Origin of the sequence: Apilactobacillus apinorum, assembly GCF_001281175.1 — a bacterium.
Classification (GTDB): domain Bacteria; phylum Bacillota; class Bacilli; order Lactobacillales; family Lactobacillaceae; genus Apilactobacillus; species Apilactobacillus apinorum.
Genome location: NZ_KQ440395.1, coordinates 362,484 through 376,046, shown reverse-complemented (window position 1 = coordinate 376,046; position 13,563 = coordinate 362,484). Strand labels below are relative to the sequence as shown.

The window sequence follows — 13,563 nt, the reverse complement described above, 5'->3', positions numbered from 1 at the left end:
TTATTAACATTATACTAAAGTTAAATTAAAAAGTCAGTGTATCTTTTACTTTTATTGTGTCAGTAAAAAATAAAAGAAGCTAATTAAAATAATTAGCTTCTTGTTTGATTTGCTTATTCATTAACTTCTTCAGCGAAGTCCATTTCGATGTTTTTGGTTAGGATATCGGTGTAACTATATGACACACGCTTTAGATTTTCATCTTCTTCTAACTCAACAACAAAAACTGCAGGGAATGTTTCAGCTAGCATTCCATGGCGTTCAAGTGTTTTGTTTCTACCGACTTGAACAGTTACAATTACTTTTTCGCCTAAGCGATTGTCCAAGTGGTTCTTAATGTCTGTCAAACTGGTTGGCATAATATTCACCTCTCTAGGTCTCTTATTATACCATAAATTTATTAAAAATTCAAAATTATATCACATATTTTTTTAATATTCAATCATTTTATAACATATTTTTTTCATGGAAACGATTGGTTAAATCTACATATTGATCCACTGTAAGTTTTTCAGGTCGAATACTTGGTGCGATATTAAATTCTTCTAATACAGATTGGACATTTGCCTTAGTTTCTTCATCTTTACCAAAGACTCCTTGTAAGTTGTTCCAAAGTGTCTTACGACGATGGTTAAAGCAACCACGAACGAATCCAGCAAAAGCAGCTTCATCATACACTTCGTTTTCAATATTTTCACGTTTTTCTAAAGTCACGATTGCAGAATCAACTTTAGGCGCTGGAATAAATGCCTTTCTAGATACTTCAAAGGCAATCTTGGTGTCATTTAGGTATTGGATGATGACTGATAATGAACCGTAGTCTTTAGTTCCTGGTTTAGCTTCTAAGCGTTGGGCAACTTCTTTTTGCATCATGACGGTAATGTTATCAAATTCAGCATTCCCTTTTAATAGATCCAAAATGATTGGTGTCGTGATGTAATAAGGTAAGTTCGCTACCACTTTAATTGGACGTTCATTATTAAATTTTTCATCAATAATCGCTGGTAAATTGGCTTGTAAGATATCTTGGTTTATGACTTCGACATTATCATAGGGACTTAGTGTTTCGGCTAAAACCGGCAATAAACTTTGGTCAATTTCAAAAGCTAGTACTTGTTTGGAACTTCTGGCAATGTATTCAGTTAAACCACCGATACCAGGACCGATTTCGATTACGTTATCATCCTTAGTTAAATGTGCAGCATCAACAATTTTTGATAACACGTTTAAATCGGTCAAAAAGTTTTGTCCTAAGCTCTTCTTAGCTGATAGGTGGAAACGATTTAAAATCGCTTGGGTTCTTGCTGGACTGGCAATATCTGGGTTATTTGGCATAATTTACTCCTTAATTTGGTTAACAGCGTTGTCAAAATCAGTTTTAGTAATTGAAAACATTTCTAAACGTTTGTAGAGTTGCTTTCCATTCACATAACCAATTTTCAAAATATCACAAAGTTGCGTACGGCGTGTCTTTGCATGCGGATCATTTATCACTCTGGCGGATTTTAAATTGTCTAAGGTAATTCCCCCCGCAACATCATCGCTAGCCGTGTAAACGTTCATTAGCGCTTCTCTGATGGTTTCAACACTCGCATGTTCAACCCCCAGTGAACCGTCACTTTTAGTTGGTACTGATTTCTTACGGTCAACAAAGGCATGCTTGGCGTTTGGTACTGCTTGCGTAATAATCTTACGAATTCGTTCCCCATTAAAATCAGGGTCAGTAAACACAATCACACCACGTTGTTGATCTAGTTTTTTTATTAAAGCAATCGTGTCATCATCAATTGCTGATCCACGGGTCTCAATTGTGTCACAATCGACTGCTTGTTTAATTCTTTTGGTATCGTCGCGGCCTTCCACCACGATTACTTCTTTAATCTTATCCATTAATCTTCCAATCCAAAAATTCTTAAAGCATTTTGATATGTCATATCGGCAATTTTATCTGGAGTAGTATCGCGGAAACGTGCAACTGCTTCAACAGTGTATAAAGTAAAGCCAGGTTCATTTTGATGACCACGTAATGGTTCCGGTGCTAAGTATGGTGCATCGGTTTCCACTAACATCTTATCACTAGGGGTCTTTGCAACCGCATCATGAATTTCCTTAGTCTTTTTAAAACTAGCAACACCTGAATAAGAAACATACATCCCTAAATCAATGAACTTGTTTAACCATTCATCATCCCCGTTAAAACTGTGAATAATACCGTTATTAACTCCACACTCTTTTAAAATGGCGTAAGTATCTTCAAACGCATCACGATTATGCACAGAAATTGGTAAATTCATTTCTTGGGCTATTTTAATTTGACGTTTGAACACATTAAATTGGGCTACTTTAGGTGTTTGGTCTTGATAGTAATCTAAGCCAATTTCACCTAATCCAACGACTTTCTCATCAGCCAATTGTTGGCGTAAGATAGCTTCTTCTTCGTCATTATAATTTAGTGCTTCTTCGGGATGAAATCCAACTATCGCATATAAATTATCGTATTGATGAGCTAATTGAATTGCTTCTTCATTCATCGCACGGTTAGAACCGACGATTGCCATCTTAGTAACCCCTAATTTGGCGGCATGATCAATATATGCTTGGACGTTATCACGAAACGCATCATCATTTAAATGAGTATGAGAATCAAAAATTTGCATTATTCTACTCCTATCCGTAAAAATAGCCATCAATTCAATAGAATCAATGGCTATCTTGATTTATGACTATACCATTATTCCAAAGTGGCTCCGTTTTCGAATTGGCTACCAATTGTTACTAGTTCAATACTACCGTCATCATATTCAACAGACAATAGCATTCCTTGGCTTAATTGGCCACGCATCTTTCTTGGTTTCAAGTTGGAAACAATGATTACTTTTTTACCGACTAATTCAGTATATTCTGGATACCACTTAGCAATTCCAGATAGAATTTGAGTGGTTTCAGTCTTACCGGCGTCTAAAGTGAACTTCAATAGCTTGTCGGCCCCTTCAACGGTTTCAACATTCTTAACTTCGGCTACCTTTAGTTCTACCTTTTCAAAAGCATCGAATTTAATTTCTTTCTTATCAGCAGCACTTTCAGCGCCATCTTGAGCGACTTGAGCCTGTTTCTTAGCTTCTTCTTTCGCTGCACGACCTTTTTGTTTGTCAGACTTAGTCATTTGGTTCTTGATAAAGTCGACTTCTTCATCCTTATCTAAACGAGGGAAGATTGGAGTTCCCTTTTCAACCACCTTAACACCAGTTGGTAGGTCCTTGATTGAAATGTTAGTTAAGTCCAATTGTTGGTCGCTTAGTCCTAATTGAGCAAAAATTTGTTGAGGTGCTTTAGTCATAATTGGGCTAATTAAAAGACCAATTACACGTAAACTAGCTGCTAAATGAGCCATTACATCAGCTAATTTGTCTGCATCATCATCATTTTCAAGTTTTGCTAATACCCAAGGGGTAGTTTGATCAATGTACTTGTTAGTTTGTGATACTAATTGCCATACTGCAGCTAAGGCGTCTGAGAAACGAGATTCATCCATCTTAGTCTTGTATTCAGCAATTACTTCGTCACTTAGTACTTCCAATTCTTTATCAGCATCTAAGAAACCTGGTTTGAATTCTGGAATGACTCCACTTTCATACTTATTAATCATTGAAACAGTTCTGTTTAATAAGTTTCCTAAATCGTTCGCTAAATCGTAGTTTATACGATCAACGAAGTCTTCAGGAGTAAAGATTCCGTCGTTACCAAATGGTACTGCTCTTAGTAAGTAGTAACGAACAGCATCCAACCCGTAACGGTCTGCTAGTACTTCTGGGTAAATAACATTTCCCTTAGACTTAGACATCTTACCGTCTTTCATGGTTAACCAACCGTGACCAATAACATGTTTTGGTAATGGTAAACCTAATGCATGTAGGATGATTGGCCAGTAAATAGTATGGAAACGAACAATTTCTTTTCCGACCATTTGAATATCTGCAGGCCAGAACTTCTTGAATAATGAATCATCATCAGTGTCGTAACCTAGTGCAGTAATATAGTTAGATAACGCATCAATCCACACGTAAACAACGTGTTCTGGATCTGATTTAACTGGCACTCCCCAGTTAAATGAAGTTCTAGAAACAGCTAAATCTTCTAGTCCTGGTTTGATGAAGTTATTAATCATTTCGTTCATTCTTGATTCTGGTTGAATAAAATCAGGATGTTGCTTGTAGTAATCTAACAACCAATCAGCATACTTACTCATCTTGAAGAAGTATGATTTTTCGTTTACTAATTCAACTTCGTGGCCAGATGGTGCTTTACCACCAATCACGTTACCGTTGTCGTCTTTGTATACTTCTGCTAGTTGTGATTCAGTAAAGTATTCTTCGTCAGATACTGAATACCAACCGCTGTATTCGCCTAGGTAAATGTCACCTTGGTCTAATAGTTGTTGGAAGATTTTTTGAACTACTTCTCTGTGTTGTTGGTCAGTAGTACGGATAAACTTATCGTTAGAAATATCTAAAGCCTTCCATAAATCCTTAATTTGTGCAGCCATTTGGTCCACATAAGCTTGTGGAGTCATGTCTAGACTTTCTGCTTTTTCTTCGATTTTTAATCCATGTTCATCTGTCCCCGTTAAGAAGAACACATCATATCCTTCTGCACGTTTGTAGCGGGCTAATGCATCACACGCAATAGTAGTGTATGAGTTCCCAATGTGTAAACGTCCAGATGGGTAATAGATTGGCGTTGTAACATAAAATGTTTTGTTATCTGCCATTTTTATCATCCTTTCAACCAGTAATCTTAATATTAATTAATAGTATATCATAATTAATTTAGCAATTATATTGATGTTAAAACAAATCTAATTGCATTGGTGCTAAATCATTAAATGAAACATGCAGTAATTCTTGTAGTTGCAGTGCGTTTGGCGCTGCATCCCTACCCGAATTGTTGTTGAAAATAACACATACTTCATCAACTTGTTCATTTAAATCTTGGACCATTTTTGCAAATGCTTGTAGTTCTTCTTTGCTGTAATTATAAAGTGTTCTTTGGCTTCGCCAGTTCTTATCCTGGTTAAACCAACCTTGAGCATTGCGTCCATGCAGTCTTAAAAACGCTAATTTCTTAGTCGATACTAGTGGCAAGAATTCAACCCCATTATTAACGTTATGTGGTTCATCCGCAATCACATAGGTGATTCCAAGGCGTTTTAAATAATCGGCCATTGATTGGCGTAAACTTGCTTCGGTCCAGCTGGGATTTCTAAACTCGACCGCAATTGGTGTTTTCGGTCCCATCAATTGGCGGATTTCCATTAAGTAGCGAATGTTTTCATTACTTCGTTCAAAGTATGGTGGAAATTGAAACAAGATGGTCTTCAACTGATTAGTTGCTAACAACGGTTGAATCATATTACGATAATCGCTAAACGCTTTCTTGCGTTGATCATCATCAGCAGCAAGACTAGAACGCATATCGTGTTTCGTCATCAGTTGATTTGCTTTTAAAATAAATTGAAACGATTCTGGAACTTGACGCATCCATTGTTGCACCGTCTTATTTTGTGGGATCCCGTAAAATGGATTATCCACTTCAACTACTGGAAAATGAGCAGCATATTCATTTAACTTCACTGGTCGTTCTTCTCCATTAATCAGTGCTGGATGTTCACTCCAAGTAGTCACACCTAAAGTTATCATTTCCTCATCTGCTTTCTAACAATTTAACTCTCTAAAGAATTCTGTGGCATCCCCTCGAATCATTTCAAAATCGATACCTAGATTCAAACGTTCTTGGTTCACCGCAATCACTTTTGCGCTTGAATTACGATAATCTAATAATCCTGCAAACGGATATACACGCATGGAAGTACCGACAATCACCACTAAATCAGCTTGTTGCATTAATTCAATACTGTCGACAATATTCTTTTGATTTAATCCTTCGTCGTATAACACGATGCCAGGTCTCAAACGACCACCACAATCATTATGCACATCGCTTTGCATATATTCATGCCAATCAACTGATTGATGACACTTCTGACAAATCACATTGTATAAAGTGCCATGAAACTCAATTAAGTTCTCAGTACCACAGGCTGAATATAATCCATCAACGTTTTGAGTAATCACACTTGCTTTTCCTTGCTGGGTTAATTGCGCTTGTTTTTGATGAATAACGTTAGGTTTCGCATTTGGATAATACATATTTTCTTTCACAAAAGTGTAAAAGACTTCTGGTTCATTAACTAAACAAGCATGACTTAAATAATACTCTGCTGGTTTCCCAGTTGTATCAGTCGCATACAAGCCGTTTTTAGAACGGTAATCTGGAATGTTAGAAGCTGTTGAAACCCCCGCTCCAGTCAGAAATACAATATGTTTGGCTTCATCAAATAATGATTGAATTTTACTATCCAAAACAATTCCTCCCTCAAAAACTATTTTCTAATGATGTATGGCATCTTTAGTTCTTTAAATAGGTCTTTAACAGTCATTGCGTATAACTTCTTAAAGTATTCAGGACTATCATCCATTCCAGTTGGTGCTGGAATTACAAATGAATTTTGGTCATCAGACTTGTTGAATCCAACGTATGCACGACGGTTAGTTTCCTTATCGTGCAATTCTGAATGGAAGATTTCAAATTGTTGTTTAACGTTTAAGTTCAATTGACGTTCTGAAACAACACTAGAAATAGTAGCGTATTCATTGTTGTGTAGTGCTGGTAAGCCCCACTTAGTTAGTTGTTCATCAAAGACTCTGAATAATTTCACTACGTTTCTTCTGAAACCAAATGGTGAATCAGTTGGCTTTTCAGTAATGATATCGTAAATCTTATCAGCCGCGGCTAGTGCAGTTGGGTAATCCTTTTCTAAAGTCTTACGTGCTAGTTGATCAAACTTGTCACCGAAGAAGACACGCGCATCAATTAAAGTTAGTAAACGTAATTCCATTTCATTATCTAGTTTTTCTGGTTCTGGCTTGATAGTGTTTTGAATTCCTTTTAGATACATTTGTTCGATTTCATCATCAATTAAACCGTGCTTACGTTGTTCTGATACGACAACGAAGTGTGCGATGATGTCGAATAATTCAGTTCCCATTACTTCTAGTTGTTCATCTAAGTCATCTTGACCAGTTGATAAAGTAAAGAAGATTTGTGGGAATCCACGAAGTGTCATTAATAAATGAATTAATTCGTGAGATGCTGTGTAGTTTGGTGCTGACATATCTGAGATTTGAACGTATAGGTTCTTGCCATCTTGAACCACTTGGGCTTGATCATGTCGCACATATCCTGATTGTAATTGACCGATAAATTGAACTTCGATGGTTCCTGGGAAGAATTTATTTACCACGTTAATTAAACTTTGTGTATCTTGATTTAATTCGATTTCCATATTTATTCACCTTCATTATTTCTAATTGATTTTAAGATTTTTTCTGCCGATGCTAAATCAGCTTGATGTTGTTCTTTTAATTGTTGGACCACTTGGCTGACTTCATCTTCAGTCGCACCAGCTGTAATCGCTAGTGAATTTAGTTGAAGTCCCATGTGGCCTTTTTGGATTCCTTCTGACACGAGCGCTTTTAAAGCTGCAAGATTTTGAGCTAATCCAATGGCAGCCACCACTTCACTTAGCTCTTTCTTAGAAGTTATTTTGGCAATTTGTTGGTTAGTTTTAACTTTATCAAACACCTTAGTAGCCCCACCTATGAAACCTAATGACAACGGAATCGTGAGCTTACCAACTAACTTATTACCATCAATTTGCCAATCCGATAGACCACGGTATTGACCACTTTGACTAGCAAACGAATGAACACCAGCTTCCACTGCACGCCAATCATTTCCCATCGCCATTACGACCGCATCAATCCCATTCATGATTCCTTTATTATGCGTTGCTGCACGATATGGATCAATTTGGGCGATGTGTGACGCAGCCACAATTTGTTTGGCAACTGTTTGTCCATCAATTCCAGCGGTTGATAGCTTAGCAACTGATACGGCACCTTGGACTTGCACTAAACTGTCTTCGCCGTAATTAGAAAGGATACTCATTAAAATGGTTCCTTCAATTTTATCGGTTAGAAAAGCAGCTAGTGCTTCTAACATCGTATTCATCATGTTAGCACCCATTGCTTCACCGACATTGACGAATAAATCAATTGAGCAATAAGTTTCATCAAGTTTACGGACACGCACTTCTTTGGCACCGCCACCGTATTTTAAGATGGATGGATGCGCTTGATTAGCAACTTCAATCATCTTATCAAAATGAGTGTTGACGAAGCCGATCAATAGATTGACATTATCCGTCTTAACGACAATTTGGCCCATTAGGTTATGGCCTAATACTTTGGCTTCAATCCCGTTATAACTACTTAATAAACGCGCACCATTACTAGCTGCGGCAATTACAGAGGGTTCTTCAGTCACCATCGGAACCACTTTTTCATCCCCATTAACCACTAAATTAACCGCGACTCCTTCTGGCAGAGCGTAATCAGTTAAATAGTTCTCGATTAATTGATCGTTTTTGGCTTGGTGATCTGAAATTAGTTGCTGTTTTTGTGCATCTGATAATTGTGCGAATTCACTAATTAAGTCAGTTCGTTCTTGATAATCACGATGATAAAAATGCTTAAATGTGCCCATTGATTTCTCTCCTATTCAATGCTCATAATAACACGTATGTTTGAATTTAGATTTAAAAAGGTTTTCAATCCCCAAAGGATTAAAAACCTGATTAATAGTGTCGATAATGTTTCTTTAGATATTCAGCTATTAATCCTTCACGTACGCCACCTTCTGAGAAAACGATTCTTCTTGAATCAATTTCATCGATGACAGTAATTAATGGTAGTAGCCCACCTAAGATAATATCTGCACGTTCATTTTCTAATCCGTGAATTTCTTTTCGATTGTGTAAGTTCTTTCGTAACAACAATTCATAGGTTCCCATGACTTGTCGTTGATTTAAATGATAACCATTTAAATTATCTGAATTTGAGAAGTGTTGGTAACTGCGGTTAATACGCGCTAGACTACGTGCCGCACCACCTAATACAACTAATTGATAATGGTCCGCTTTTTTCAACCACGGAACACGGTGAATATTTTCCTTTAAGAAACGTTGAGCATTAAATAAATCTGCAGCATGCACAGAGTTATTTAGTTTAAAACGTTCTGAAATATTAACCGCTCCGATTGGCAAACTAATTAAATCACGGCGCTTTTTACCTTGGACACGTACTAACTCAATGCTAGCACCTCCGATGTCCATTACCATGTAATCATTCATCTTAATCTTATTAACGACTCCTAAGTAGTCATAATAAGCTTCTTCTCTACCAGAGAGAACCCGAATGTCTAATCCAACCTTCTTACGTACTTTTCTAAGGAAGGCCTTTTGATTTTCGGCTTGACGAACAGCAGCGGTCGCAATCGTAATTACAGTTGTATTATTCATTGCACTATAAATTCGTTTAAATGATTTTAACGCATTGATTGTCCGATTAATTGCAACCGGTTGTAACATCTTCTCTTTACCCATCCCCTCTGAAAGTCGGCTATCGCTTTTACTACGCTTAATTTCGACGCAGTATCCGTCACTTTCAATTCGGTAAATAGACATTCGAGCAGAATTAGAACCGATGTCAACAATTACTAAGTTTTCCATCCGATTCACCCTAAACTATAAAATAATTTGCATTACTTGAAGTAGTTGATACCAATAGCATCTCTAACTTCGTCTAGAGTTTGGTTGGCAACCTTGCTAGCTTTTTCGCTACCAGCTTTTAGAATATCGTAAACGCCTTGTGGATCCTTTTCAAATTCCATACGGCGTTCTCGAATTGGTGCTAATTCAGCTTGTAGGACTTCGTTTAGGTAACGTTTAATCTTAACATCCCCTAGACCACCATGTTCGTATTGGGCTTTTAGATCAGCGACTTTGGCTTTATCTTCAGCAAAGATATCTAAGTAAGTGAAAACAGTGTTTCCTTCAACCTTACCAGGATCTTCAACGTGAATGTGGTTAGGGTCAGTGTACATTGACATAACTTTCTTTTGAATAGTATCTTCATCGTCTGATAGGTAAATACAGTTGTTTAATGATTTACTCATCTTAGCATTCCCGTCTAAACCAGGAATACGTCCCATTCCCTTTGGTGGGAAGTAACCTTCTGGTTCAACTAATACGTCTTTTCCGTAGATACCGTTAATACTTCTAACGATTTCTCTGGTTTGTTCTAGCATTGGTTCTTGGTCTTCACCGACTGGAACTGTATCAGCTTTAAACGCAGTAATATCAGCTGCTTGGCTGACTGGGTAAATTAAGAAACCAGCTGGCACACTTTCACCGAATTTCTTTTGTTGAATTTCAGTTTTAACAGTTGGGTTTCTCATTAAACGGTTAACTGAAACAATGTTTAAGTAGTGCATAGTTAATTCGTTTAAAGCATCGATTTGTGATTGAACTAAGATAGTTGATTTTTCAGGGTCGATTCCGACAGCTAAATAATCTAATGCCACTTGTAATAGCGAATTTCTGATCTTTTCAGGATCACGAGCATTATCAGTCAATGCTTGCATATCCGCAATCATAATATTAGTGTCATATTCGCCTGAATTTTGTAGTTGAACACGGTTCTTTAGAGAACCAACATAATGTCCAATGTGTAGTTTTCCTGTTGGTCTATCACCAGTTAAAATTACTTTTTTATCTGCCATTTTTGAAACTTCCTTTCTAGAAAAAAAGCGTCCCACTGTTAAAAAAACAATAGGACGCTTTAGCGCGGTACCACCTAACTTGCAAACGTAATTCGTTTGCCACTCTGCGATAAGGGTGCATTCCCGTTATTCATCCATTTCGCTAGTCGTGATTACTTTCACTACGTAATAATCTCTCTGTAAATGACATCGCTACTTACTTTAATATTAACTATATTTTACTGGATTTAATAGGGCATGTCAAAAAGGATATTAATTGACACAAGCCTAAATTCTCATTAGAATTGTAGAGCATAAATGAACGGATTTTCGAGTTCGAGTAAGGAGGAAAAAATGGGCAATAACGATTTAAATAATGAGCAAAACCGTGTCGATGAAGTTGTTGAAAAACTATATCATCGCATTGATAAGACTCAAATTGAATACGATAAAGCACATAACGAAACTAAGCGTGTTCAACAGAACTACGGTAATAATACCTCCGTTAACTACGTCGAAGTCGATGATAGAATTGAAACCTCTGCCGATTTACAACAACAAAGAGGATTAGTTAATAAAGTAGTCCAAAGCGAAGCAATCATCAAGAACCAACTAGATACTTACAGAAAGCTAGCTGATTCACCTTATTTTGGTCGAATTGATATCCAAGATGAAGATGAAACCGATTCTGATAGCTTATACATTGGAACTGCTTCATTCGTTGATGACGACGAAAACTTCTTAGTTTATGATTGGCGTGCACCAATTTCTAGTATTTATTACAACGGAACGTTAGGAAAAGTAAAATACCAAACGCCCGCTGGAACCCAATCAACAGAATTAATTAAGAAACGTCAATTTCAAATTAGTAATGCCCATATTGATAACATGTTTGATACCAACGAAACCGTTGGTGATGAAATGTTGCAAAATGTTTTAGGTCAACAACATGATGAAGTAATGCAAAACATTGTTTCTACAATTCAAAAAGAACAAAACGATATTATTCGTGATACTTACAACGATTTACTAGTCGTTCAAGGGGTCGCTGGATCAGGTAAAACTTCTGCTATTCTTCAACGAATTGCATTCTTGTTATATCACAGTAGAAGTTCACTTGAAGCAGACCAAATCATATTGTTCTCCCCTAACCGTTTGTTCTCACACTATATTTCAGATGTTCTCCCTAGTTTGGGTGAACGTAATATGAGACAGGTGACATTACAAGAATTTATTGATCACCGTTTAGAAGGAATCAACGTACAAAGCTTATTTGACCAATACGAATTAGAAACACAATATAGTGTTGATGATAAAGAAATTCAAGCTTTTAAACAAAGTCATGCCTACATGCAACGAATTGAAGAATATATTAAAACTATCTTCAATGAAGATATCGCTTTTCAAAGTATTTTAGTTGATGGAAATATTTTCTTTGATAAAGATGTCATTAGAAACATATACGCTGAACAGCCTAAGTTGATGAAACCGGCTGATAAATTCTTAAAAACAAAGAACCGTTTAATTGAAATATTGAAAAAAAGAATTGAAATTGAAGTTTATAAACCTTGGGTTGATGAAGAAATTGATCAACTTAGTTCTGAACAATACCATGATTACATGACTGGCAAACAATTAGGTAGTTTTCAAGATCAAGATGACGAACGTTACTACATCGCTAAACAGATTGTTACTAAAAAATTCAGAAAAGTTTATGATGCGTTATACAATAATTCATTCTTTGATGCCTATCGTCAATATGAAAAATTCATGCAACAAGTAGTATTACCAGAACAACTAAATGTCGATAAATGGAATCAAGATGAAAAAGACTTTGAAGATAAGCTAGAGTTACACCAAGTCCGTTTAGATGACGCTGCTCCCCTATTATATCTACGTGATTTAATGGTCGGTGGAGGTCAAAACCGTAAGATGCAATACCTATTCGTTGATGAAATGCAAGACTACTCAATTGCACAATTAATTTACATTAAGCATGCTTTCCCTGAAACCAAGATTAATTTAATCGGTGACAGTGAGCAAGCATTGTTTAAGGAAGTCGAAGCACCACAAGCCTTATTGAATAAATTAAACGAAGCTTTTTCAACTAAGAAGTCCCGTTTAGTTACATTAAATCGTTCATATCGTTCGACTTATCCAATTACAAACTTTGCGAAATCATTTTTACCTAAAGGAGATGAAATTGAAGCATTTAACCGTCCGGGAAAAACGCCTGAATTATTCGTTAGACATAATATTGAGCAAAGTTTAAGCGCTTTAGTGGAATGTGCTAAACAAGAATTAACTGAAGAAGGCACTGTCGCAATCGTGACAAAAAACTTGAAGCAATCTAAGGAATTACATCAACATATTTATAAACAATTAAATCCAACTCTGCTAGCTGATACCGATAGATCATTACCTAAAGGAGTTATTGTAATGCCTATCTACTTAGCAAAAGGACTAGAGTTTGATTCAGTGATTGCCTGGGATGTTTCAAAAGATAACTTCCCTAATGACCAATACATTGGAACTTTATATACAATTGCTACTCGTGCAATGCATCATTTAACATTAATCAGTAATGGACCAATTTCACCAATTATTGCGAATGCAAACATTCCAATTAATGAAGTTAAAATTGACCATCAACAATAATCAAAAAAGCCACCTTCATAATGAAGATGGCTTTTTATGTATGTGATAATAATTATTAAGCCGTTTCCGGGATTTGAACCCGGGACCTCTTCCTTACCATGGAAACGCTCTACCTCCTGAGCTAAAACGGCATAGTTAAGAAAAAGCCTTCGATTATTCATCGAAGACTTTTTTAATTGCGCGGCA

General features: G+C 36.5%; 12 protein-coding genes and 1 tRNA gene. 1 reads left to right on the top strand and 12 read right to left on the bottom strand.

Annotated features, from left to right (window positions below; genetic code table 11):
- Window positions 1-113 precede the first annotated feature (113 nt).
- The 11 genes from RZ74_RS01365 to trpS form a co-directional block, all read right to left on the bottom strand.
- Window positions 114-359 carry a Veg family protein gene (locus tag RZ74_RS01365; RefSeq protein WP_053949666.1) on the bottom strand — a complete coding sequence of 82 codons (246 nt, stop codon included), beginning with the start codon at window positions 357-359 and terminating at the stop codon, window positions 114-116.
- Between the two features lie 88 nt (window positions 360-447).
- Complete coding sequence (rsmA, locus tag RZ74_RS01360) at window positions 448-1,335, bottom strand: 16S rRNA (adenine(1518)-N(6)/adenine(1519)-N(6))-dimethyltransferase RsmA (protein ID WP_053949665.1); 888 nt, start codon at window positions 1,333-1,335, stop codon at window positions 448-450.
- Between the two features lie 3 nt (window positions 1,336-1,338).
- On the bottom strand, window positions 1,339-1,890 hold the full coding sequence (rnmV, locus tag RZ74_RS01355) for a ribonuclease M5 (protein ID WP_053949664.1): 552 nt from the start codon (window positions 1,888-1,890) through the stop codon (window positions 1,339-1,341).
- Window positions 1,890-2,657 carry a TatD family hydrolase gene (locus tag RZ74_RS01350; protein WP_053949663.1) on the bottom strand — a complete coding sequence of 256 codons (768 nt, stop codon included), beginning with the start codon at window positions 2,655-2,657 and terminating at the stop codon, window positions 1,890-1,892. The genes rnmV and RZ74_RS01350 overlap by 1 nt, the downstream gene beginning before the upstream one ends.
- Window positions 2,658-2,731: 74 nt before the next feature.
- Complete coding sequence (metG, locus tag RZ74_RS01345; protein WP_053949662.1) at window positions 2,732-4,768, bottom strand: methionine--tRNA ligase; 2,037 nt, start codon at window positions 4,766-4,768, stop codon at window positions 2,732-2,734.
- A 76-nt stretch (window positions 4,769-4,844) separates the two neighbouring features.
- Window positions 4,845-5,696: a DUF72 domain-containing protein gene (locus tag RZ74_RS01340; protein ID WP_053949661.1), complete on the bottom strand. Its 852-nt coding sequence runs from the start codon at window positions 5,694-5,696 to the stop codon at window positions 4,845-4,847.
- Window positions 5,697-5,711: 15 nt separating this feature from the next.
- Window positions 5,712-6,419: an NAD-dependent protein deacylase gene (locus RZ74_RS01335; RefSeq protein WP_053949660.1), complete on the bottom strand. Its 708-nt coding sequence runs from the start codon at window positions 6,417-6,419 to the stop codon at window positions 5,712-5,714.
- A 20-nt stretch (window positions 6,420-6,439) separates the two neighbouring features.
- Entirely contained in the window at window positions 6,440-7,402 is a 963-nt protein-coding gene (locus RZ74_RS01330) for a hypothetical protein (protein WP_053949659.1), read from the bottom strand.
- Between the two features lie 2 nt (window positions 7,403-7,404).
- Entirely contained in the window at window positions 7,405-8,664 is a 1,260-nt protein-coding gene (locus tag RZ74_RS01325; protein ID WP_053949658.1) for a hydroxymethylglutaryl-CoA reductase, degradative, read from the bottom strand.
- Window positions 8,665-8,755: 91 nt separating this feature from the next.
- Window positions 8,756-9,688: a Ppx/GppA family phosphatase gene (locus tag RZ74_RS01320; protein WP_053949657.1), complete on the bottom strand. Its 933-nt coding sequence runs from the start codon at window positions 9,686-9,688 to the stop codon at window positions 8,756-8,758.
- Window positions 9,689-9,720: 32 nt separating this feature from the next.
- The gene (gene trpS / locus RZ74_RS01315) at window positions 9,721-10,740 is read right to left on the bottom strand and encodes a tryptophan--tRNA ligase (protein WP_053949656.1); all 1,020 of its coding nucleotides are present in this window, start codon (window positions 10,738-10,740) and stop codon (window positions 9,721-9,723) included.
- A gap of 333 nt (window positions 10,741-11,073) precedes the next feature.
- Here trpS and helD point away from each other — a divergent pair, with 333 nt between their 5' ends.
- Window positions 11,074-13,377 carry an RNA polymerase recycling motor HelD gene (gene helD / locus RZ74_RS01310; RefSeq protein WP_053949655.1) on the top strand — a complete coding sequence of 768 codons (2,304 nt, stop codon included), beginning with the start codon at window positions 11,074-11,076 and terminating at the stop codon, window positions 13,375-13,377.
- A gap of 58 nt (window positions 13,378-13,435) precedes the next feature.
- Here helD and RZ74_RS01305 read toward each other — a convergent pair.
- Window positions 13,436-13,508: transfer RNA gene (locus RZ74_RS01305), tRNA-Thr, on the bottom strand.
- Between the last annotated feature and the right edge of the window lie 55 nt (window positions 13,509-13,563).